Annotated in this window: 21 protein-coding genes; 8 read left to right on the forward strand and 13 right to left on the reverse strand. The window is 72.1% G+C overall.

Translation table 11 applies throughout. From position 1 onward, the window contains the following. Nucleotides 1-36: 36 nt before the first annotated feature. Nucleotides 37-1,056, reverse strand: coding sequence for a LacI family DNA-binding transcriptional regulator (locus ACGF5T_RS17725; RefSeq protein ID WP_361013218.1), 1,020 nt, complete (start codon nucleotides 1,054-1,056; stop codon nucleotides 37-39). A gap of 115 nt (nucleotides 1,057-1,171) precedes the next feature. Between ACGF5T_RS17725 and ACGF5T_RS17730 the strand changes: the two genes are divergently transcribed. Next, nucleotides 1,172-2,023, forward strand: a complete 852-nt coding sequence (locus ACGF5T_RS17730; RefSeq protein WP_356611533.1) for a phytanoyl-CoA dioxygenase family protein — start codon at nucleotides 1,172-1,174, stop codon at nucleotides 2,021-2,023. Continuing rightward, nucleotides 2,016-3,452, forward strand: a complete 1,437-nt coding sequence (locus ACGF5T_RS17735) for a sugar porter family MFS transporter (protein ID WP_356611531.1) — start codon at nucleotides 2,016-2,018, stop codon at nucleotides 3,450-3,452. Before ACGF5T_RS17730 ends, ACGF5T_RS17735 begins: the two co-directional genes overlap by 8 nt. 52 nt (nucleotides 3,453-3,504) lie before the next feature. Here the strand turns inward: ACGF5T_RS17735 and ACGF5T_RS17740 are convergent, their stop codons facing one another. The 7 genes from ACGF5T_RS17740 to ACGF5T_RS17770 all read right to left on the reverse strand — a co-directional run bounded on the left by ACGF5T_RS17740 (nucleotide 3,505) and on the right by ACGF5T_RS17770 (nucleotide 7,845). Then, on the reverse strand, nucleotides 3,505-4,317 hold the full coding sequence (locus tag ACGF5T_RS17740; RefSeq protein WP_356611530.1) for a GvpL/GvpF family gas vesicle protein: 813 nt from the start codon (nucleotides 4,315-4,317) through the stop codon (nucleotides 3,505-3,507). Then, nucleotides 4,314-4,628, reverse strand: a complete 315-nt coding sequence (locus tag ACGF5T_RS17745) for a gas vesicle protein K (protein WP_356611528.1) — start codon at nucleotides 4,626-4,628, stop codon at nucleotides 4,314-4,316. The genes ACGF5T_RS17740 and ACGF5T_RS17745 overlap by 4 nt, the downstream gene beginning before the upstream one ends. A 58-nt stretch (nucleotides 4,629-4,686) precedes the next feature. After that, the gene (locus ACGF5T_RS17750) at nucleotides 4,687-5,616 is read right to left on the reverse strand and encodes a gas vesicle protein GvpJ (RefSeq protein WP_356611526.1); all 930 of its coding nucleotides are present in this window, start codon (nucleotides 5,614-5,616) and stop codon (nucleotides 4,687-4,689) included. After that, complete coding sequence (locus tag ACGF5T_RS17755) at nucleotides 5,609-6,076, reverse strand: gas vesicle protein (protein WP_356611524.1); 468 nt, start codon at nucleotides 6,074-6,076, stop codon at nucleotides 5,609-5,611. The genes ACGF5T_RS17750 and ACGF5T_RS17755 overlap by 8 nt, the downstream gene beginning before the upstream one ends. A gap of 213 nt (nucleotides 6,077-6,289) precedes the next feature. Then, nucleotides 6,290-6,826: a hypothetical protein gene (locus tag ACGF5T_RS17760; protein WP_366769013.1), complete on the reverse strand. Its 537-nt coding sequence runs from the start codon at nucleotides 6,824-6,826 to the stop codon at nucleotides 6,290-6,292. A 137-nt stretch (nucleotides 6,827-6,963) separates the two neighbouring features. After that, nucleotides 6,964-7,569: a class I SAM-dependent methyltransferase gene (locus ACGF5T_RS17765; protein WP_356611520.1), complete on the reverse strand. Its 606-nt coding sequence runs from the start codon at nucleotides 7,567-7,569 to the stop codon at nucleotides 6,964-6,966. A 33-nt stretch (nucleotides 7,570-7,602) separates the two neighbouring features. Further along, nucleotides 7,603-7,845, reverse strand: a complete 243-nt coding sequence (locus ACGF5T_RS17770; protein ID WP_356611518.1) for a DUF5133 domain-containing protein — start codon at nucleotides 7,843-7,845, stop codon at nucleotides 7,603-7,605. 262 nt (nucleotides 7,846-8,107) lie between these two features. On the opposite strand from ACGF5T_RS17770, the gene ACGF5T_RS17775 reads away from it, so the two are divergent. Further along, nucleotides 8,108-8,953 (forward strand): RNA polymerase sigma factor SigF, encoded by an 846-nt coding sequence (locus ACGF5T_RS17775; protein ID WP_383644009.1) that lies wholly within the window; start codon nucleotides 8,108-8,110, stop codon nucleotides 8,951-8,953. Nucleotides 8,954-9,122: 169 nt separating this feature from the next. Continuing rightward, nucleotides 9,123-9,578 (forward strand): ATP-binding protein, encoded by a 456-nt coding sequence (locus ACGF5T_RS17780; protein WP_356611810.1) that lies wholly within the window; start codon nucleotides 9,123-9,125, stop codon nucleotides 9,576-9,578. A gap of 39 nt (nucleotides 9,579-9,617) precedes the next feature. On the opposite strand, the gene ACGF5T_RS17785 is transcribed toward ACGF5T_RS17780, so the two are convergent. The 4 genes from ACGF5T_RS17785 to ACGF5T_RS17800 form a co-directional block, all read right to left on the reverse strand. Then, complete coding sequence (locus ACGF5T_RS17785) at nucleotides 9,618-10,589, reverse strand: sensor histidine kinase (RefSeq protein WP_356611808.1); 972 nt, start codon at nucleotides 10,587-10,589, stop codon at nucleotides 9,618-9,620. Further along, nucleotides 10,586-11,440 (reverse strand): MEDS domain-containing protein, encoded by an 855-nt coding sequence (locus tag ACGF5T_RS17790; protein WP_366767901.1) that lies wholly within the window; start codon nucleotides 11,438-11,440, stop codon nucleotides 10,586-10,588. The genes ACGF5T_RS17785 and ACGF5T_RS17790 overlap by 4 nt, the downstream gene beginning before the upstream one ends. A gap of 186 nt (nucleotides 11,441-11,626) precedes the next feature. Beyond that, nucleotides 11,627-11,986 (reverse strand): STAS domain-containing protein, encoded by a 360-nt coding sequence (locus ACGF5T_RS17795; RefSeq protein WP_356611804.1) that lies wholly within the window; start codon nucleotides 11,984-11,986, stop codon nucleotides 11,627-11,629. Further along, the gene (locus tag ACGF5T_RS17800) at nucleotides 11,983-13,299 is read right to left on the reverse strand and encodes a GAF domain-containing SpoIIE family protein phosphatase (RefSeq protein WP_366767902.1); all 1,317 of its coding nucleotides are present in this window, start codon (nucleotides 13,297-13,299) and stop codon (nucleotides 11,983-11,985) included. The genes ACGF5T_RS17795 and ACGF5T_RS17800 overlap by 4 nt, the downstream gene beginning before the upstream one ends. A gap of 267 nt (nucleotides 13,300-13,566) precedes the next feature. Here ACGF5T_RS17800 and ACGF5T_RS17805 point away from each other — a divergent pair, with 267 nt between their 5' ends. Further along, nucleotides 13,567-17,727: a SpoIIE family protein phosphatase gene (locus tag ACGF5T_RS17805; RefSeq protein ID WP_356611800.1), complete on the forward strand. Its 4,161-nt coding sequence runs from the start codon at nucleotides 13,567-13,569 to the stop codon at nucleotides 17,725-17,727. Next, a complete protein-coding gene (locus ACGF5T_RS17810) occupies nucleotides 17,727-18,023 on the forward strand; it encodes an STAS domain-containing protein (protein WP_356611798.1) in 297 nt (98 codons plus the stop codon). The genes ACGF5T_RS17805 and ACGF5T_RS17810 overlap by 1 nt, the downstream gene beginning before the upstream one ends. A gap of 81 nt (nucleotides 18,024-18,104) precedes the next feature. Here the strand turns inward: ACGF5T_RS17810 and ACGF5T_RS17815 are convergent, their stop codons facing one another. Next, nucleotides 18,105-19,052, reverse strand: coding sequence for a DUF389 domain-containing protein (locus tag ACGF5T_RS17815; RefSeq protein WP_356611796.1), 948 nt, complete (start codon nucleotides 19,050-19,052; stop codon nucleotides 18,105-18,107). A gap of 230 nt (nucleotides 19,053-19,282) precedes the next feature. Here ACGF5T_RS17815 and ACGF5T_RS17820 point away from each other — a divergent pair, with 230 nt between their 5' ends. Next, a complete protein-coding gene (locus ACGF5T_RS17820; RefSeq protein ID WP_366767903.1) occupies nucleotides 19,283-19,780 on the forward strand; it encodes a cupin domain-containing protein in 498 nt (165 codons plus the stop codon). A gap of 82 nt (nucleotides 19,781-19,862) precedes the next feature. Continuing rightward, nucleotides 19,863-21,041, forward strand: a complete 1,179-nt coding sequence (locus tag ACGF5T_RS17825; protein WP_366767904.1) for a phospholipase D-like domain-containing protein — start codon at nucleotides 19,863-19,865, stop codon at nucleotides 21,039-21,041. Nucleotides 21,042-21,148 lie beyond the last annotated feature (107 nt).

The raw sequence follows: 21,148 nt of genomic DNA on the forward strand, positions 1-21,148 counted from the left end.
CCGGTCCCGCGCCGCGATGCGGACCGAGGCGGAGACTCAGCCGGTGCGGTGGCCGCTGCTCGCGCGCACGTCGAGGCGGTACGGGACCACGATGTCGAGGGGCGCCACCCTGGAGGCCGGGCTGTATATGCGATCGGCGAGGCACTGCAGGGCGCGCTCGGCGATCTGCCGCTTGTCCGGGACCACGGTGGTCAGCGGCGGGTTGGCGTACCGTCCGTCCTCGATGCCGTCGAAGCCCACGACGGCCAGCTCCCCCGGGACGCCGAGCCCACGCTCGTGGGCCACGTGCAGGGCGCCCAGGGCGAGTTCGTCGGTGAACGCGAAGACCGCGTCCGGCCGGGCCCCCGCGTCCAGCAGTGCCGCCATCGCCGCCGCCCCGTCCCCCCGGTGCAGCGTCGTCACGGGCTGTTCGAGGGCGGGGTCCGGCTCCAGCCCGGCGCCCCGCAGAGCCCTGCGGTAACCCTCAAGGCGCTGGCGGGCCGTCTCGTTGCGCAGATGCGGTTGCGGGCCGATCGCCGCGACGCGCCTGCGGCCCGATGCCAGCAGGTGCGCCGTCGCCTCCTCGGCCGCGAGGACGTTGTCCACGGCGACCCGGTCGGCCAGTCCCCGCGGCTGCCGCTCGCCGAGGAGGACGACGGGGACGTCACGGGACCGGTCGGTCAGCTCCTCGGGGCCGAGAGCCCAGGGGCTGATGATCAGACCGTCGACGAGACGGCCGCCGTCCCCCTCCAGGAGCCGCCGCTCCGCCTCCGGATCGCCGAAGGTCTGGTCGATGACGACGGTCCACGAGCGGTCCCGGGCGGCATGGACGATCAGGCTGGCGAGTTCGCCGAAGTACGGTGAGTACAGCTCCGGGATGGCGAGGCCGATGAGGCCGGTGCGGCCGGCCCGCAGATTGCGGGCGGCGACGTTCGGCCGGTAGCCCAGCTCGTCCAGAGCGGCCTGCACCCGCGCCCGTGTCTCCTCGGCCACCGAGGCCGAACCGCTCACGACATTGGACACCGTGCGGGTGGAGACGCCCGCCAGCGCGGCGACATCCTTCAGACGACTACTCACAGCGGACATCCTCGCACGCTGCGGTGACAGTCTCCAGAATCTTGCGGCCAGCTATTGCAACGTCGCAATCAACGTCGCAACATGGTCGCCGTCCGCACAGCGCAAGGAGGCGCACATGACCGTGCCCGTTTTTCCCGGCATCGACGTCGACGACCTGGACCTCGACGTGTCCGCACACGTGCGGGCCCTGTACGAGGACGGCATCACCGCGTGCAAGGGGGCGTTCACTCCCCAGTGGGCCGACGCGCTCGGCGAGGACGTCGCCCGGGCCTTCGAGGAGGCCCGCTCCCGTCCCGGCGGCGCGGTCGGCCGCGGACCGAACCGCTACTACGTCGAGATCCACCCCGAACAGATCAGGGGGTTCGTGGACCTGGTCGACCATCCCTGGGTGCGTTCCCTGTGCACCGCGACCCTCGGCCCCGACTACCGCATCGTGGAACTCGGTTTCGACGTCCCCCTGGAGGGCGCCGTCAACCAGCCCTGGCACCGCGACTTCCCCATGCCCGAGGAGACCCGCCGCGAACGGCGCCTCACCTCCCTCGCGTTCAACGTCACCACCGTCGACACCGAGGAGGACATGGGCCCCTTCGAGATCGCTCCCGGCACCCAGTGGGACGACAGCGAGGAGTTCGAGCACGGCATGTTCCCGCCCCGCTCCCACTTCCCGCGCTACGCGCAGCGGGCCGTGCGCAAGTACCCGAAGCGCGGGGACATCTCGGCACGTACGGCCCTGACCATCCACCGGGGAACCACCAACCACTCCGTCAAGCCCCGGCCCGTTCTCGTCCTGGGCGTCGACGGGCCCGAGGCGACGAACGGCGACCGGCACGACACCGCGGTGACCCGCGCCTACTGGGAGACACTCCCGGAGCGGGTACGGCGGCACCTGGACTGCCCGGTCGTGGAGGAACTGACGCCGGTGACGCAGAAGCACACCATCGAGGGTCTGGTCATGGGCGATGCCTGAGACCGCCACGGCCGCCCGCACCTCCGACGGCACCCGCTCGTCCGCCGGCCGGCCCACCCAGGTCTACGCGGTCGCGGCCGTGTCCGCCCTGGGCGGGCTGCTCTTCGGCTACGACACGGGCATCATCTCCGGTGCCCTGCTCCACCTCCGCGAGGATCTGGGGCTGTCCTCGCGGGGGCAGGAGATCGTCGTCAGCGTGATCCTGGTGGGAGCCATGGTCGGCGCACTGGGCTCGGGCCGCCTCGCCGGTCGCTTCGGACGGCGCCGGGTGATCCTCTGGGTGGCGGTGGTCTTCGCCGCCGGCGCCCTGGGCGCCGCCCTCGCGCCGGGGACCGGGTCGCTGATCGCCGCCCGCTTCGTGCTCGGCCTGGCCGTGGGCGGCGCGTCCAACATGGTGCCGGTCTACATCGCCGAACTGGCCCCGGCGGCCATCCGCGGCCGCCTCATGGTCCTGTTCCAGCTCATGGTGGCCATCGGGCAGTTGCTCGCCTACCTGTGCGGGTGGCTGTTCGCCGGCAGCGGCGGGTGGCGGATCATGTTCGGGCTGGCCGTCGTGCCGGCGCTGGTGCTCGCCGTCGGCATGCTGCGACTGCCGGAGAGCCCCCGGTGGCTCGTCGAACACGGTCACGAGGAAGCGGCGGCGGCCGTCCTGCGCCGCCTTCGCCCCGGCGACGCGGACGTCGCGGCCGAGATCGGCAGCATCCGCGAGGTCTCGGCCGCAGCCCCCCGCGCGGACCGCCGAGCCCTCACCAGGCCCTGGGTCCGGCCGGCCCTGGTCGTCGCCCTGGGCGTGGCGGCCTTCTCACAGCTGACCGGGATCAACGCCGTCGTGTACTACGCCCCGACGATGCTGTCGGACGCCGGGTTCGGCGACTCGGTCGCGCTGCTCACCGGCATCGGTATCGGAACGATGCTCGTCATCGCGGGAGTCACCGGCGCGATCGCCGTGGACGCCCTCGGCCGGCGCCGCACGATGCTCTGCTTCGTGCCGCTGTCCGGGCTGGCCATGACGGTGCTGGGAGCCGCCTTCCTGCTGGACGACTCACCCGCCCAGCGCTGGACCGTGATCGCCGCGCTGTTCGCCTACATCCTGTTCAACGGCATCGGCATGCAGTCGGTCGTCTGGCTCGTCGCCCCGGAGATCCTGCCGCTGAGCGTGCGCGGCCCGGCGACGAGCCTGGCCACGCTCACGGTATGGGGGTTCGACCTGCTGATCGCCGTGACCGCACTGAGCACGATCAACGCGGTGGGACGCTCGGGAACGTTCTTCCTGTACGCCGCGATGAACGTGCTGTGCGTGGTCTTCGTCGTCCTCAAGGTCCCCGAGACCCGCGGCAGGTCGCTCGAGAGCATCGAGAAGGCGCTACGGGCCCCGGGCAGCCTGCGGCGCAATCTGGAGGACACGGGCCGCCGACCGTACGGCTCCTGACGCCGTGCCGGGCACCCGGACCGTCCGACCGGGCCGGGTGGCCCCACCCGTTTCAGCCCGCCGCGTGTTCCACCGCCGCCTGGGGGCGCGTCTCGGCGAACGAGTACGGGGGCCAGGGGCCGAGGAAGCGGATGCGGAGCGCGGGCTGCCCGGCCTGCGCGTCGCTCAGGACGGCGCCGACCGAGTCGATGTCCTCGTGCCGGACGAGCAGGGCCGCGGACAGGACGTCGGTCTGCGCGGGGTCGCGGTGGCTCGCACCGCGGTCGCGCAGGTCCTCGACCACCGACAGCAGGCGACGCCGGAGTCCGGCGTGCAGCGTGTCCGCGACCTGCCCGGCCGCGTTCTTCTCGCGCTGCTCCCGCTGCTTGGCGAGCAGCCGGCGCATGCCCGGCGACCGGGCTGCCGTCCCGGTCTCCGCCGGGTCGGCGGCGGTACCGCCGGCGGCGGCCGCGGCCTCCCGGTCGAGGGTGACCTCCACGCGCAGTTCGCACCGCCCGGACAGCGCTTCCAACTGCCCGGTGACCTCCGCCTCCTGCTCCCTGACCCAGTCGCCGAGCCGCTGCTCGGCGGTGCGTCCGGACGCGGTGTCGGCCGCGACGAGGACGTTGAAGGTCATCGGCAGCACACTGCCGACCCGTTCCCAGACGGTGGTGACCGCCTCGCTCTGTTCGGCGACCCAGCGCCGTACCCGGTCGTCGTCGCCCTGGAAGGGGGTCGGCGTGGCCTCGTGCACCAGGGCGGCGACGCCGGTGCCCGGCACGGCCACCACGCTCAGGGGCCGCCCGTCGAGACCGGTGACCCCCTCGGCGGCGTCCGGCCGGTCGGGCAGCAGCGCGTACACGTACAGCGCGGTGTTCTCCGTCATCGGCCGGCCTCCTCCGCCCAGCGCTGCGGGTTGATCAGCTTGTCCACGACGTCGTCGACCACCTCGTCCAGCCCGCGGTGCAGGTCGGCGACCGAACCGACGATGCCGTGGTCCTCCTTGATCTGCTCCATCGCCTCGTCCAGTTCCAGCAGGGCGTCGGCGAGGCGTTCGGCCTCCTCCGGGGCGAGGTCGCCGCCGTCGATGCGCCGCATGGCCTGGCGGTCCAGGGCCTCCTGGATCACCTCGACCAGCGTCACGACGAGGGACAGCACCCCGTGCTTGAGGCTCTTCTCGTCGACGGTCAACGGCATGTCGTCTTCCCTTCTCTTTCCTGCACGGTCCTGCTCCCGTTCCCGCCTCCGGTACCGCTCACGCGAGGGCCGGTTCGGGGGCCGCGGACGTCAGCCACCGGAGCCAGCGCTCCGGGTCGTCGGCGGAGAGCCGGATCTCCTCGCCCGCCGTGGTGCGCAGCACGAGGACGCTCCCCTCGCCGCCGGGCCCGTACCCGGCCGCCCGCTCGACCCCGGCCACGGCCGTGGTGTCCAGGACCAGCGCGGGCCGTCCGTCCACGGGCGACTTCCAGGTGAGCCGGTCGGCCGTGAGTCGGGCCCGTCCGCCCCGCCACAACGGGCCGGACCTGCGCGGTTCCTCGTACCAGAGGTGTCCGTCGGCGATCGGCGGCTCGTCCTCCCCGGCGGACCCGGTCGGCAAGGCCGGTGCGAGGCGCCCGGCGAGGGCCTTGACGAGCAGGTCGTGCAGTGCCTCCGGTTCCCTGGCCGAGAGCAGGTCCCGCCGGCCACCGGCCGACCGGACCTCGAGGCGCAGGCGTTCCTCGCCGCCGACCGTCTGCTCCGGCTCCAGCCGGACCGCGCCCACGGCGGAGAGTTCGGTCTGCCAGAGCACCTCCCTGGGCTCCTCGCGCAGCACGAGGAGACGCTGGTCGGTGAGGTACACGGTGCCGGGCCGCCAGCCGTGGTAGACGCCCTCGGTCAGCAGGTGGCCGCCGCTCATCCGGCGGACGACGCTCTCCCCCTCGCGCAGGTCGAGGGCTCGGCGGACGGCGGAGCGCTCGGCCCAGGCGCGGGTGGCCTCGTCCCAGTTGCGCATCATGCCGTACTCCAGCATCGTCTCCATCCCGGCGATGGCCGCCCGCACCGAGACGCCGATCAGCGGGATGTCCGCGACCGCGACGATGAGGTCGAGGTGGAGGACGGCGCCCTTGTTGAGCAGCACCTCGACGAGGTCGTCCAGGGTCACTCTCGGTTCGCGGGTGGGCCGCATCGGGGTCGGGTCAGTCACGCCGCTCGGCCTCTCGTCCGCTCGCGGCCTCCTCGTCGGCCGCGCCGCCCTCCACGGCTTCCTGGCCGTCCGTCTCCTGGCGGCCCGTCAGTTCGGCCTGCCCGCCGCCGTCCCGCAACTGGGCCTGCGCACTGCGCCAGCCGCACCAGGGGCACCACTGGTTCAGCAACTGCTCGACGGCGGCGCGCTTGCCGCACGCCGGACAGGTCTCCTTCTCCTCCCGGGTCTCGCGCCACGCGGCGGTCTCCGTGTCCGTGCCGGAAGGGAACTCCAGTCCGTAGCGGGCGGCCGTCTCGAAGGAGGCGAGGGCCGCACGCAGCCGGATGCCCAGCAACTCGACCCCGGCGACCGAGACCATGATGTCGGCGTTCAGCACCAGGCCCTTGTCCAACAGGGTCTCCACCACATGCGCGAGACTTCCCTCGCCGTCCCGCCGGGGTTGCATGGGGGCCGCGCTCACCGCCGGCACCGTGCGGGCCGCCGGCTCGCGTCCAGGGGCGACCGCGGGAAACCCGCCCTCACTCGGAGTGGTCCTTCCGGGAAAGCTGCTCATTCCAGCCGCCTTACCGGTCTTCCGGCATTCATACACCGTGGCGTGTCGCATCGGATGAGCTCAGCGTCACAGGGGGGACGCGCGGAAGGGGGCCGTGATCCCCGGCAGCCGGCGGACGCGCTACTCGATCAGCGCGTCCGCGGCGATGACCAGGAGCCCGATCAGCATGTCCATGAAGCCCGCCCGGCAGGAGGACGGCCAGCCCAGCCCGGCGGTGCGGGCCGCCGAGACCCCGAACACGAACAGGGCGACGGTGTTGAACAGGAGGGCCACCTCGACCGCCGTCTCCTCCGTCCACCATTCGGCGACCGCTCCGAGCAGGAGGCACACGGTGGGCAGTACGGCGGCCGTCAGCGGCCACTCGGCCAGCACCGCCCGCGCCCTGCTCGGCTTGGCCGACCCCTCTCCCGACGCACGCCGGGCGATGACGTGCGCGTACCCGTGGGCAGCGCCGGACGCCAGCGCGGTGAGCAGGACCCACAACGCGTCCTGCCCGGGATCGCCCTCCTCGCCCGGGACGTCCAGCGCGGCCACCATGGCACTCGCCAGCACCAGACCGAAGATGCCCCTGAACAGCCAGCGTTCGGCGAGCCTCGGATGGAGGGCACCCCTCGGTGCGGCGGGCTCGGGTCGGACGTCACGGGCGCGGTCGGGCATCGCATCGCCTCGGTGCGGAGGGGGAATGGGCCACCTCATGCTCACCCGCATGTCGCCGCCCGGGACGGCGCCACGCTGACCGAGGCACCCACCGGCCCGCACGAGTGGGCCGCCCGGGACGGCACGGCCCCCGGGTGTCAGCGGCGATGGACGCTGACCGCGTAACCGCCCCCCTCGTAGGGGTCGGCGTCCCAGGTGGCGAAACGGTCGGTGAGGGAGAGGCCGGCCTCGGCGCAGTACGCGTCGTACTGCGCCAGGGTGAGGCCGGGCGGCACCGGGAGGTGCTCCCGGTCCAGGCCGAAACCGGCGACGAGGAGGCCGCCGGGGCGCAGGGCCCGGGCCAGTACGCCGGCCACGGCGGCCTCGGTGCCGGGGGCGAGCAGCGGGAAGACGTTGCCCGCCGCGACGACGAGGTCGAAGCCGGGGGTGAGTCCCGCGGCGGCCGGGTCGAAGTCCGACAGGTCGGCCTGGACCCAGGTCAGCCGCGGGGCGGTGCGACGGGCCACGGCGAGCATGGAGGCGTCCTGGTCCACGCCCGCGCCGTCGTACCCGAGTTCGGCGAGCTGGACCAGGACCCGCCCGGTGCCGCAGCCGGCGTCCAGGACGCGCGATCCGGGTGGCACCAGCGCGGCGCACAGACGCGCCTCGCCGTGTACGTCCTGACCTCGTTCGGCGAGTTCCGCGAAACGAGCGGCGTACTGCTCTCCGGACCCGCCGCCGGTCAGCTGCTCCCATCGGTTCATGACGGGAAGCCTATGCCCACCCCCGGCCGTGTCCTACGCGGCCAGGGCCTCCTCCTCACGGGAGACGCTCGTACGGTCGGCGTACTGCTCGAGCAGCGCATCGGCCGTGCGCAGGGCGTCCTCGGCCGTGCGGGCCCCGGTCATCACGCACAGCGTGTAGGTGGTGTCCTCGAGTGTCCTGCTGGTCAGGCCGGTGGGGCACACGTCGTGTTCGATGCGCGCCTGAGCGAACCGAGCCAGGACCGAGCGCAGTTCCTTCTCCGCCGGAATGATCATTGTGGTGCGTCTCCCCTCACAAACCCCGCCGGTAACGGCCTCATGGCACCTGACGGCCTCGATCGGGGACCGGGGCGTGTCAGGCAGAACACCGAATGCCCCACGCCGACAGGTCTACACCCCCCGTCACCGCGCACCTGGCGGCGCCGTCGGAGCGGCGTATGGAAAAATTATTCGTACGGCGTTGCATACACCCCCAGGCCGGGGGTATTGGCCGGGTCGCTGCTGACGAGCAGACAGCTGGAACAGGGAGGGCCCCATCATGGCGACGATGACCGCACGGATCACCGAGCACACCACCACGGGCATGCCGGAGGTGGCGGACCCGTCCAAGGTGGCACCGAAGGACGCGCGGGAGTTGTCGAAGCTCTTCTTCCAGCAGCTGACGGTCCTTGAAGAGGGCACGCCGGAATACCAGTACGCGCGCAACACCCTCATCGAGATGAACATGTCCCTGGTCCGCTTCGCGGCCGGCCGGTTCCGCAGCCGCGGCCCGGAGGAGATGGAGGACATCGTCCAGGTCGGCATGATCGGCCTGATCAAGGCCATCGACCGCTTCGAGCTGACCCGCGAGGTCGAGTTCACCTCCTTCGCGGTGCCCTACATCGTCGGTGAGATCAAGCGTTTCTTCCGCGACACCTCCTGGGCCGTGCACGTGCCCCGCCGCCTCCAGGAGGCCCGCGTCCAGCTGGCCCGGGCCACCGAGGAGCTGCGCAGCCGACTGGGCCGCAATCCCACCACCAAGGAACTCTCCGAGCTGATGAGCCTGCCGGAGGACGAGGTCGTCGAGGCCCGCCTGGCGGCCAACGGCTACAACTCCGCCTCCCTGGACGCGGCCATCAGCGGCAGCGAGGACGGCGAGTCCGCCCTCGCCGACTTCATCGGCGCCGAGGACACCGCCCTCGCCCTGGTCGAGGACTTCCACGCGCTCGCCCCGATGATCGCCGAGCTGGACGAGCGCGACCGCCAGATCATCCACTGGCGCTTCGTGGAGGAGCTCACCCAGAAGGACATCGGCGAGCGCCTCGGCGTCTCCCAGATGCACGTCTCCCGGCTGATCTCCCGCCTGCTGGCCCGCCTGCGCGAAGGCATGCTCGACGCGGCCTGAGCCCGCGGGCCCTCGACCGCGGGCCACCGGGACAGCGGGTGCCGCTCCCTCGCCGGGCGAAAGGCAGTGGGCGGCGGAAAGCGGAACTATCGTAGGGACGGCGAATGTTCCGGCGAAGCGGGAGACGTCGGCGCGCAGCGCATCACGCGGGGGTAACGTGGCGATTGACATGGGTGGGTCAGGGCAGAACGGGCCGTCGATACGACGGGCACCGGACGGCGCGCAGGCGGGTCCGCAGGGGCTCTCGACGACGTTCCGGCGGGAGACCCTGCGGATCGCCGAGGCCCGTCGGGTGGCGGTCGAGTACCTCGCCGCCTCCCAGCGGGGCAGCGAGCACCCCGTCTCCGAGAGGACGACCGGCGCCGTCCAGTTGGTGGTGAGCGAGCTCATCACCAACGCGGTGAAGTACGGGCGCGGGCTCATCGAACTGACCCTGTCCCGCACCGACGACACGCTGACCGTCACCGTGCGGGACGGCGGTACCACGCTGCCGGTCACCAGGTCGGCCGATCCCGGCCGGGTGGGGCAGCACGGTCTGGAGATCGTGGCCGCCCTGAGCCAGTCCCTCGAGATCCGGCCCGAGGCGGCCGGCAAGCGGGTCACGGCGCTGATCGCGCTCCGTTAGGCGGTGTCCGGCCCCGTCCGCCGGACGGCGCCGGGCCTCTCAGCCGAGGCTGACGTGGAGGCGTACGGTCGTGCTGTTCTGAGCTGTGTGCACCTCGAGCAGGTCGCACAACTGGCGCACCACCCACATGCCGTGGCCGCGTTGCCGCTGCGGGTCGGGGGGCAGATAGCCCACGAACCAGCCGGAGTCGTTGTCGCCCGTGCTGGTGACGTCGCACACCACACGCCGGCCCGAGCGTCGCATCACCAGCTCCCCGGCGCCTCCGCCGTGCTGGACCGCGTTGGTGGCCACCTCGTTGACCGCGAAGACCAGACGCCGGGTCCCGTCCTCGGACAGGCCCATCCGGACGGCGGACGCGGCGACTTCGGCCCGCACGGCCGACAGGTCGGTTCCGAAGCGCATGACGAGGTCTCCGTCCTCCGTGCCCAAGGGCTGGAGCGGCCGTCGCCAGCCGCCGTCGGCCGTCGGCTCCACGTACCGGTCGCTGGGCAGGACGGTCGCCGCCGCCTCTATCACCGGATGGGTCCGGCGGGCGCCTGCCACCACGTCCTCCGGCAGGACACGGGTGTCGTACGGGCAGACGATCCAGGCCGGGCAGTCGGCGAAGGCCACGTTGACGGCGGCCTCGTAGCGGGTCCACTCTGCCGTCTCCAGCGCGTCCCTGGAGGTCCAGACGGGCTCACCGATGACGCGTACCCGTCGGTGCCCCCCGGTACCGGTGAGCCGGTCGACGTACCGGTAGTAGTCGCCCAGCGTGCGACCGGGCGTGCGGTACCACTCCTCGGTGTCCCCGAAGTCGATGTGGGCACGGGCCCCGTCGAGGGCCTGCCGCAACAGGTCCGTGTTGCCCGGGGTGGTCACCGCCAGCACGGCGTCGCCCTGTTCCAGTCCGTCCAGGCAGAACGGCACCGTCGCGGCGAGGAACTCGTCGTCGCTGCCGTAGATCAACGCCTGGTGGGCGAGGTTGCCGCCGTGCGCGGGCAGCGGGTCCAGGGTGAGCGTCTCGGTCACGCGGTGGCCCTCCGCGGGGTGACGACCAGGGCCGGCGTCTCGTCGAATCCGACCATGGTGATCACCTGGCAGAGCAGGGGCGCCAGTTCCACCACGTGGAGTCGCCGGCCCGGCTCCAGCCCGGCCGCGCGCCGGGACAGGGCGCGGACCCCGGCGAGGTCGATGAACTCCAGCTCCGTCATGTCCACCCGGAGGTCACCCGGCCAGGACACCGCCGTGTCCAGCGCCGCGGCGAGGGCGTGTGTGGTGCGGTGATCGATGCTGCCGGCCACGCGCAGTGCCCGATGCCCGTCGTGGAAGGTCGGGACCAGTCGGAGCGTGCCGTCGTCGTGAAGGGGCTGGGCCTCCACGGCTCCGGGGTGGCACCGGTCGAATCCGTCCAGCTGCGCGCTGGTGAAGCGCCGTGCGTCGTACTGGCAGATGGCGGACGCCTTCTGCCCGACGAAGACCGAGTTGACCTTGGTCTCGTACTCGCCGAGCCGGTCGGCGCCGGGAACGGCACGCAGGGCCCAGCCCATCTCACCGCTCACCCGGAACCCGGTGTAGCCGCCGGCCAGCGAGTCCCTGACCTCGCGCTCCAGGACGGTCACCATGTCGTCGGCGTCGAAGGAGCCGGACGCCAGGTAGGTCTCGTCGGCCGTGGTGACCACGAGCTGACCCTTCTCCAGCGCGGGACCGGGGTCGATACCCGCCCCGCTCAGCCAGCCGACGACGTCCGCCGGGGCGCACTGGTCGGCGAAGTACATGACCCGCTCACCGCGCTCTATTCCGGCGGACAGGTAGGCCGTGACCACCCGGCGCTGCTCGTCGTCATCGGCGAACGCCAGGCACAAGTGATCACCGTGGTCCATGTCACGGACCCGGCGTTCCGTACGCTCGTGTGTGAGCACTGCGGTCCCCAACCCCTCCCCCACCGCTCCGATCGGCCAAGGCCCCACGTCTCGTGCGGCTGGACGCGTGTACCGGCCAGTCTAGTCCGTCCCCGGCACGCCGACACCGTCGCCGCCGAAGAAGCGGGAGGGCGTGACCGGGCCCGGTCACCCTCCCAGGGAGGCGATGGCGGCCGCGGTGGTGGGGTGGAAGGTGAACACCTGGTCGAGTCCGACGACGGAGAAGACACGCATCTGGTCCGGATTGACCCCGGCCAGGCTGAGCGGAGAGCCGGTCGCCTGTGCTCTCTGGTAGGCGCTGATGAGCACGGTGATACCCGTGGAGTCGCAGTAGGTCAGGTCGGACAGGTCGATGACCACGCCGCTGTCGTCGAAGGGGGCGTCGTTGACCGCCTGGGTGAGGAGCTGGGCGGTGTGGTGGTCCAACTCGCCCGACACCTCCAGGACGAAGGTTCCCGACGGGGTCGCGTGCGGGGTGACGGTCAACAGGTGTTCGGAGTCGGTCACCGGTTCTCCTGGGGACGGGGTTCGATGGGGGCGGGTACGGACAGCGCGAGGACGGCGGTGTCGTCACTGACGCCCTCGCCCAGACGCTCCAGCAGCGCCTCGACCGACCGCAGCAGTTCGTCGGCCGTGCGCGGCGCCGTCTCGGTCAGGTGACGGGTCAGACCGTCCTCGTCGAGCATGGTGCCGTCCGAGGTGCGCGCTTCGGTGAGACCGTCCGTGTACAGCAGGAGGCATTCACCCGGGAGGAGCCGTGTGGTGTTCTGCACGAACTGCGGGTCGGGCAGCATGCCGACGAGCTGTCCCCCCGCCGTCGAGATCGCCTGCACGGCTCCGTCCGCGCGCACCGCGAGGGTGGAGGGATGCCCGCCGCCGGCCAGCGTGATGGCGTGGGAGCCGTCGGGCAGGGGCTGCAGGACGCCGAAGACCGCGGTGCAGTAACGCGGGTCACTGCCCTGGTACTCCCCCTTGAGGACGGCGTCCAGGTTGGCCAGCGCGGTGCACGGATCCGGGTCGTAGATGGCGGCCGCGCGCAGGGTGTAGCGGGTCAGCGAGGTCAGCGCGGCGGCGTCCGCCCCCTTGCCGCACACGTCGCCCAGGAAGAACGCCCACCGGCCGTCGTCCAGGGGGAAGAGATCATAGAAGTCTCCGCCCACCTCGTCCGGCGAGGCCGTGTGGTACGCCGCCGCCACCTGCAGGCCGGGGACGTCGGGCAGGGCGGGGGGCAGCAGCGTGCGTTGCAGGGCTCGGGCGAGGCGCTCCGCCTCGGCGCGCCGCTCGCGTTCGGCCGCGACCGTGCGCATGGCCGACAGCCGCAGCTCCAGCTCGTCCATGACGAGCGCGGCCAGGTCCTGGAGGGCCTCGAGCTGGTCGTCGGTGGGTTTGCGGGGGCGGGTGTCGAGGACGTCCACGGTGCCCAGGCGCTGTCCGTCGGCCGTGATGATGGGTGCGGCGGCGTAGAAGCGGACGCCGAGGTCGCCGCGGACCAGGGGGTGGGCGAACGCGCGGCTGTCGGCGTCGGTGTCGGTCACCACGTAGGGCTCGCCGTGGAGGATGGCCGAGGCGCTCAGGCCGGGCGCGCGGTCGGTCTCGGTGACGCCGCCGATCCCGTGGGCGGCCTTGAACCACACGCGGTCGGTGTCGACGATCGCCACGGTGGCCATGGGCGCGTCGAAGAGGCGTGCCGCCAGGGACGCGATGCGGTCGAAGGCACCGTCGGGCGGGGTGTCCAGTACTTGGTAGCGGCGGACGGCGGCCAGCCGCGCCTCCTCGGCGACCGGCAGCGCCGGGCCGGCCTGCACGGGGCTCGCCGTCATCGTCTCCCCTGCTCCTCGTGTCCGACCGCGGTGACCGTCCGGGCGGTGTGTACCCGGTCGGCTGGCTTATCCTACGAAGTCGTCGCACGTGGTGGGCAGGCCCCCGGGCTTTTCCGCGTACACGGCGACCGCAGTGGCGATGCAGGTGCCTTCCCCCGGTGCTGTCCTCGGGCGGCGGTGGGCGGTCGGCAAGGAGTCAGGCGAGAGACGGCGTCCCGCGGGCCTGCCGTCTCGGTTGCCTGTCGGCGGCGTGAGGGAAGGGGCCCGGTGGAGCGTTCGCACGACGCTGCCTGTGAGACCGCGTCAGCGGTCGGAACAGGCGTGTTCGCTGCCGACCAGGAGATCGGCCAGGATCTGGCCCGCGTGGACTGGTCGGCGACCGCGCTGGGCGCGCCGGAGGAGTGGCCGCAGAGTCTGCGGACCGCGGTGAGCATCCTGCTGTCCTCCCGGTTCTCGATGTGGATGGCGTGGGGTCCGGACCTCACGTTCTTCTGCAACGCCGCCTACCGGCGGGACACTTTGGGCGCCAAGTACCCGTGGGCCCTGGGCCGGCCGGCCGGCGAGGTGTGGGCGGAGATCTGGGACGACATCGGCCCGCGCATCGACACCGTCATGAGTACGGGCGAGGCGACCTGGGACGAGGGCCTGCTGCTGTTCCTGGAACGGGCCGGGTACACGGAGGAGAGCTACCACACCTTCTCCTACAGTCCGCTGCGGGACGACCGGGGCACCGTGGTCGGCATGCTCTGCGTGGTCAGCGAGGACACCGAACGGGTCATCGGCGAACGCCGGATGGCGACCCTGCGCGATCTCGGCTCCGATCCCAGTGTGGTCCGCACCGAGCAGGAGTGGCTCGCCTTCGCCAACCAGCAGCTGAACGGCAACCGGCGGGATCTGCCGTTCACGCTGACGTACCTCCTGGAGGACGACGGTTCCGCCCACCTGGCGGACGCCACGGGACTGGCCGGGGGTCACCCGGCCGCGCCCGCCACGCTGCCGGCCGACGGCTCCGGTGTCTGGCCCGTTGCGGCGCCCGCGCGCGGCGAGTCGGTGCTGGTGTCGCTCGAAGACGCCCCGTGCGGTGAACTGCCGGCCGGCGACTGGCCGCGCTCACCCTCGCAGGCGCTGGTGCTGCCGCTGCTCCAGCAGGGCGGCTCTCCTTACGGGTTCCTGGTGGCCGGGCTGAACCGCTACCGGTCGCTGGACGACGCCTACCGCGGGTTCGTCGAGCTGGTCGCGGGTCATCTCGCGGCGGGCATCGCCAGCGCCCGCAGTTACGAGGCCCAGCAGCGGCGGGCCGAGGAACTCGCGGAACTGGACCGGGCCAAGACGGCCTTCTTCTCCAACATCAGCCACGAGTTCCGCACTCCGCTGACCCTGATCATGGGACCGGTGGAGGAACTCCGCTCGCAGCTGGCCGGCGCCGACGCCCAGGTGAGGGAAGAGCTGGACGTCGTCCACCGCAACGGACTGCGCCTGGGCAAACTGGTCAACTCCCTGCTCGACTTCTCCCGCATCGAGGCCGGCCGGATGCAGGCCCGCTTCGAACCGGTCGACCTGTCCCTGATCACCGCCGACCTGGCCAGCGTGTTCCGCTCCGCCGTCGACAAGGCCGGTCTGGACTTCCACATCGACTGCGCCGAGCTCCCCGAGCCGGTGTACACCGACCGTGGCATGTGGGAGAAGGTGATCCTGAACCTGCTGAGCAACGCGCTGAAGTTCACCTTCGACGGCTCGATCCGCGTGGGCGTACGCGCCGAGGACACGCACGCCGTCGTGACCGTCGCCGACACCGGCATCGGCGTGCCCGCGGCGGAGATGCCACGCCTGTTCGAGCGGTTCCACCGGATCGAGAACGCCCGTTCCCGTTCCAACGAGGGCAGCGGTATCGGGCTGGCCCTGGTCAAGGAGCTGGTGGGGCTGCACGGCGGCACGATCACCGCCGACAGCACCGAGGGAGGGGGCACCTGCTTCACCGTCCGTCTGCCGTTCGGGGCGGCCCATCTGCCCTCCGACGCCCTCGTGCCCTCCCACGACGGCCGGGGCTCGTCGACCGCCGACCCCTACGTGCAGGAGGCGCTGCGCTGGCTGCCGGACGAGGTGGCCTCCGACGCCCGCACCACGGTGACCGCCGCCGATCCTTCGGGGTACGCGACCGCCCCCACCGTCTCCGCGCGTGTGCTCGTCGCCGACGACAACGCCGACATGCGCGAGTACCTCACGCGGCTCCTGGACGGCGCCGGGTACGAGGTGGACACCGTCGAAGACGGTCTGGCGGCCCTGGAGGCCGTCCGGGCCGACGCCCCCGATCTGGTCATCAGCGATGTGATGATGCCCGGCCTGGACGGCCTCGGTCTGGTGGCGGCTCTGCGCACCGACCCGCGGACCGTGTCGGTGCCCGTGGTGCTGCTGTCCGCGAGGGCCGGGCAGGAGGCGTCCATCGAGGGTCTGCAGGCCGGTGCCGACGACTATCTCGTCAAGCCGTTCGCCGCGGCCGAGCTCCTCGCCCGGGTGCGGGCCAACGTCGAGCTGGCACGGTTGCGCAACCATCAGGCGCGCTGGCGCAAGGCACTGGTGGACTCCCTGCAGGAGGCGTTCTTCGTCTGCGACGAGGAAGGCGCCGTCATCGAGATCAACACGGCCTTCACCGACATCCTGGGCTTCGATCCCGAGGGCCTGCCCTACCGGCCGGTGCACCCCTGGTGGCCGGACGCCGAGCGCGACCCGGAAGCGTACCGCGAGGTGGGCGAGGCCTTCGCGCAGGTGCTGAACGATCCCAAGGGGTCGTACACCATTCCGGTCGTGCACCGCGACGGTCACCGGCTGTGGGTGACCGCCACCTTCAACCGGGCGCAGGATCCGGACACCGGACGCCAGGTGACCGTGGGTACCTTCCGCGACGTCACCGCCGAGCACTACAGGGTGCAGCGCGAGAGCGCGCAGGCCGCCCTGAGCATGCGGCTGACGCAGGCGACCAGCCTGTCGGAGGCCCTCGCGGGCTCGCTCACGGTGCTCAAGGACCTGTGGCGTGCCGAGTGCGTGCTGGCCGCGGTCGCGACCACCGGGCAGGAGGTGTCGATGACGGCGACCGACGCCGACCTGCGCTGGCAGGACCTGTCCGCCGAGCGCCGGGAGCAGTTGTCGGGCTGGCTCGACGGGCCGCTGCTGACGCCCGTCGACGACGCCGACGGGGCGGGCATCACCGTCAGCCATCCGGAGGGGTCGATGGTGTTGTGGATCGGCCTCGGCGAGGACCGGCCCTTCGCCGGTGAGGAGAACCGGCTGCTGCTGTCCCTCCTCGCCGGCCAGCTCGCCCAGGGGCTGGCCCGCGCCTACCAGATCGACCAGCAGCGTGAGACCGCGATCGCCCTGCAGCGCTCCATCCTCGGTCCGTCCGACCTCCCCGAGGGCTTCGCCGTCCGCTACGAGCCCGCCACCCGCCCGCTGGAGGTCGGCGGTGACTGGTACGACACCGTCCGGCTCCAGGACGGCCGCATCGGGATCGTCGTCGGGGACTGCGTCGGCCGCGGTCTCGAAGCGGCCACCGTCATGGGTCAGTTGCGCAGCGCGTGCCGCGCCCTGCTGCTGCAGGACTCCAGTCCGGCACAGACCCTGATGGCTCTGGACCACTTCGCCGCCGGCGTTCCGGGCGCGATGTGCACCACCGTGTTCTGCGGGGTCCTCGATCCGGAGACCGGCAGTCTCACCTACTCGAGCGCCGGCCATCCGCCGGGGATCCTCAGCCACCCCGACGGCACCCTGGTCCTGCTCGACGAGGGCCGCTCCCTGCCGCTGGCGGTCCGTCCGGGCAGGGAACGCCCCGAAGGCACCTGTACCGTGCCCGCCCGCGCCACGCTGCTGCTGTACACCGACGGTCTCGTCGAGCGTCGTCGGCGCCCGTTGACGGCGGGCATAGACCAGGCCGGCGAAGCCGTCCAGGCGGGCCGCGACGTGGCGGTCGACGATCTCGCCACACATGTCATGTCGCAACTGGCGCCTTCCGGCGGCTACGACGACGACGTGGCTCTGCTGCTGTACCGCCACCCGGCCCCCCTGGAGGTGGCCTTCCCGGCCGAGTCCTCGCAGCTGGCGCCGGTCCGCAAGGCGCTGCGCAGTTGGCTCGACCAGTGTGAACTCCCCCCGCACATGGTGCAGAACGTCCTGGTGGCGGCCGGGGAGGCGTGTGCCAACGCGATCGAGCACGGCCACCGGGACGCTCCCGGCGACACGGTGCGCCTGCGCGCCGAGGCACTGGTCGACGACCTACGCCTGACGGTGGCCGACACCGGCCGTTGGAAGGCGCCGCAGCCCGTGGCGAACAGCCACCGCGGCCGGGGCGTGGCCCTGATGCGGGCGCTGATGCACCAGGTCACCATCACCTCCGGCACCGCCGGCACCACCGTCGACATGCACACGAGGATTGCCTGATGAGCACGCTTCTGACCCTGACTCCCAGTCGACGGCCCGACGGTGTCCATCAGTTGACAGCCGTCGGTGAGATCGACATGAGCAACACCGACGCGCTCGCCGATGCGATCGAGACGACGCAGGGCCCTCTCGTCCTCGACCTGACCGAGGTCGAGTACCTCGACAGCGCGGGACTGAGCGTCCTCTTCCGCCACATCGACCGCCTCCAGCTCATCGCCACCCCGCTCCTCGCACCGGTGCTGGAGATCTCCGGGCTGTCGGAACTGACCACCGTGCGCGGTCCGGGCAACGCCTGACCGTCCGTCCGGGCGCCCCGGGCCGCGTGTGGCCGGCGCGGGGCGGGCACCGGGCGAGGGGCGTCGGGGCACGGCGGCAGGTCAGGAGTTCTCCGGTTTCCTGAACCGGCTGCGCTGGGTCGCCCACAGGGCCTTCTGGGCGACCAGGGTCAGGGTGCCCGCCACGACGATGCCGAAGAGGTTCAGCAGCAGCTGTTCGCTGGAGCCCACCATCTGGCCGGTGTCACCGAAGCTGAGCGCGACGGCCGCGTTGGCGGCGGCCGGGACCGTGGTGACGGAGATCGCCACGCCCACCAGGGCGCCGGACTTCGCCGAGGTCAGCGACAGCGTGCCGGCGATACCGGCGAGGATCGCCACCACGAAGGAGAAGGCGTCGGGGGCGTAGACGAAACCGGTGTTGGGCCGCTCGCCCTCCAGCATGCCCTCGGTGAACAGGCCGAACCCGGCCATGATCCAGCTGAAGCCCACCGTCACCGCCATCGCCACCGCGAAGCCCACCAGCAGGGCGATCAGTGAGCGCAGCGCCAGGCGCGGGGCACGCTGCACGATGGCGGTGCAGATGCCGGCCAGCGGACCGAACTCCGGGCCGACCGCCATCGCTCCCACGACGAGGATCGCGTTGTCGAGCACCACACCGCAGGCCGCGATCATCGTGGCGATGGTGATGAAGACGACGTAGGTGATGGAGAGGGTCGACTCCTCGTGCGTCGCCTCCTCCAGTTGTTCCCACAGCACCGCGTCGGCGGGCTCGCCCGGCGCGTCCTTCTCCGCGTCGTCGGCGCGCTCGGACAACGACAGGTCGATGTTCCCGGCGGTGATGGCGCCGCAGCGGTCGATGCCCAACGCTCTGAGCCCGCCGACGACTTCGTCGCCGGCCTCCCGGGCCACGTCGCACATGACGACATCGCCCTCGGGTTCGCGGGCGACGCCGGGCAGCACGACCAGGTGGGTGGTGCCCACCGTCCGCTCGATGAGATGGACCACCTCGTCGGTGCGGTCGGCGGGGGTGATCACACGCAAGTGCAGCATCCGGTATTTCTACCGGATGCCGCGAGTGCCGTCACAGCGCGCGCACTCCGTACCGCGGCCGGCCCGTGGTCGTCCCCGCCGCTCCGGCCGCTCCGTGCCCCGTCGCCGGACGGCCTGGGAATTGGCCCAGGGACCGGGCTCCTGATTGCACCACTCACCTGGTCAACTCACCGTCCAGAATGGTGCGTACAAGGGCATCGAGGGAGCCCGCCACCAGGGGAGAGCACGAGATGAGCGACATGCGTACCGATTTCGCACCGGTGGTGACCCGGGCCGACGAGGCGGAGACGACGAGCGACCCCAGCAGCACGATGACGCTGCTGGCCGACTCCGAGGCGACGGGCGGGTTGTTGACCAGTTACCGTTCGACCTTCGCCGAGGGCGCGGTGGGCGCACCGGCGCACTTCCACACCCGGGCCGCGGAGATGTTCTACGTCATCGACGGCTCCCTGCGCGTCCTGACGGGCGACACGGTGACCGTGCTCGGCGCGGGCGACTTCCTGCTCGTGCCGCCGCACACCCCGCACGCCTTCGCCGCGGCCCCGGGGTGCACGGCCGACGTGCTGTTCACCTTCACTCCGGGGATGGCGCGCTTCGACTACCTGCGGCTGCTGGGCCGGGTCATGCGCGGCGAGGCGGGCTTCGAGGAGATCAAGGCGTCCTCGGAGCGCTTCGACAACCACTACGTGGACAGTCCGGTGTGGAACGCCGCGCTGGCCACGGGCTGAACCCCGTGCGCGGTGCCCCCGGGGCGGGGTCAGCCGGAAGTGGATCCGGGCGGGGGCCACCGCCTCCGGAACGTGCGCGGTGGTGCAGGGGGCCGTTGAGGGCCCGGCCGCGTTCGTCGGCGGGATCGACGTCTGCCTGGACCGCTGGGACAACGCCGCGCACGTCGACCCTCCCGTACGGCAACGGGAGCCCGACTTCCTGGGGCAGAAGATCTCGCTGCCCGGCTGGCACGACGTGCAGTGCGCGGTGTTCGGCCCCGCCGTCGGTCAGATCTGGCAGGCTCTGGCGCAACGCTGGAACGACCCCACCCGGCCCAGCCGGGTCGACGACACACCCGCGCCGATCGCCCCCTCGGAGGCGCCCGGGCCGTCACCGTTGTCCGGGACGCAGGCCGTGCAGGTACTGCGCACCCTCACCTGCAACGGGATCTACTCGTTCCTGCCGGGCGGCGAGTTCACCGTCACGGCCGCCTACCGCAAGGCCGTCCGCCGGGCGCGGCACTACATCTACGTCGAGGACCAGTACCTGTGGCCCTCACCCCTCGTCGACGACCTGCGGGACGCCGCCACCCGGGGCGTCCAGGTCGTCCTGGTCACCGCGCGCGACTTCGACGCTCCGGGGCTGGCCGACACCCACAAGGCGCTGCGGGCCGAGGCCCTCCAGCGCATCGCCTCCGTCGCGCCCGCGAACGTGCACTGCTTCCATCTGGAGCAGGCGGCGACCGCGCTGCAGATCTACGTCCACGCGAAGCTGATGATCGTGGACGACCCGTACGTCGCCGCGGGCAGCGCCAACCTCAACTTCCGTTCCCACACGACGGATTCCGAACTGCATCTCGGCGTCTTCGACACCGACCTCACCGACGGCACGATGGGCGGCGCCCCGCACCGGGTCGGCGTGTCCGTCCGTGCCCTGCGGACGCAGATCTGGGGCGAGCACCTCAACGAGGACCCGTCGCTGCACGAGGACGCGCTGGTCGGCCTGGGCCGGATGCCCCCGGCGGGCGGCAGGACCGGGCATCTGGTCGGCTTCCCCGTGCCCGCGCAGGTGCCGGCCGTGGACTGGCGCGAGACACTGCGGGAACTGCTGCGCTCCGTCCAGCACATGGAGCACTGGCAGCTCCTGGCGCCGGTGGTGCTCGGTCCTCTCACGCCCGCCGTCCAGTTGGTCCCGGGTCTGGACCTCGGGACCGTCGCGGACCTGATCCCCGACCCCGAGGGCTTCCTGCGCAGGCTGCTGAACCCCCGGACCGTGTGCTGAGCGGCGCCGGGAGCCGGGTGCCGCGCGTTCACCCCGCCGTCCGGGCCGCGGGTGGGCCCGCGCCGATACGCCGTCCGAGGATCGGCACGAGGAAGGACGCGCGACGT

Origin of the sequence: Streptomyces sp. NPDC047853, assembly GCF_043204535.1 — a bacterium.
Classification (GTDB): domain Bacteria; phylum Actinomycetota; class Actinomycetes; order Streptomycetales; family Streptomycetaceae; genus Streptomyces.

Coding starts and splice junctions, on each gene's coding strand:
- ACGF5T_RS17815 (WP_356611796.1), bottom strand. CDS start 19,052: ATGCTGCACTTGCGTGTGATCACCCCCGCCGACCGCACCGACGAGGTG.
- ACGF5T_RS17745 (WP_356611528.1), bottom strand. CDS start 4,628: ATGCCGTTGACCGTCGACGAGAAGAGCCTCAAGCACGGGGTGCTGTCC.
- ACGF5T_RS17740 (WP_356611530.1), bottom strand. CDS start 4,317: ATGACGGAGAACACCGCGCTGTACGTGTACGCGCTGCTGCCCGACCGG.
- ACGF5T_RS17800 (WP_366767902.1), bottom strand. CDS start 13,299: ATGACGGCGAGCCCCGTGCAGGCCGGCCCGGCGCTGCCGGTCGCCGAG.
- ACGF5T_RS17820 (WP_366767903.1), top strand. CDS start 19,283: ATGAGCGACATGCGTACCGATTTCGCACCGGTGGTGACCCGGGCCGAC.
- ACGF5T_RS17770 (WP_356611518.1), bottom strand. CDS start 7,845: ATGATCATTCCGGCGGAGAAGGAACTGCGCTCGGTCCTGGCTCGGTTC.
- ACGF5T_RS17790 (WP_366767901.1), bottom strand. CDS start 11,440: ATGGACCACGGTGATCACTTGTGCCTGGCGTTCGCCGATGACGACGAG.
- ACGF5T_RS17765 (WP_356611520.1), bottom strand. CDS start 7,569: ATGAACCGATGGGAGCAGCTGACCGGCGGCGGGTCCGGAGAGCAGTAC.
- ACGF5T_RS17735 (WP_356611531.1), top strand. CDS start 2,016: ATGCCTGAGACCGCCACGGCCGCCCGCACCTCCGACGGCACCCGCTCG.
- ACGF5T_RS17780 (WP_356611810.1), top strand. CDS start 9,123: ATGGGTGGGTCAGGGCAGAACGGGCCGTCGATACGACGGGCACCGGAC.
- ACGF5T_RS17730 (WP_356611533.1), top strand. CDS start 1,172: ATGACCGTGCCCGTTTTTCCCGGCATCGACGTCGACGACCTGGACCTC.
- ACGF5T_RS17760 (WP_366769013.1), bottom strand. CDS start 6,826: ATGCCCGACCGCGCCCGTGACGTCCGACCCGAGCCCGCCGCACCGAGG.
- ACGF5T_RS17775 (WP_383644009.1), top strand. CDS start 8,108: ATGGCGACGATGACCGCACGGATCACCGAGCACACCACCACGGGCATG.
- ACGF5T_RS17810 (WP_356611798.1), top strand. CDS start 17,727: ATGAGCACGCTTCTGACCCTGACTCCCAGTCGACGGCCCGACGGTGTC.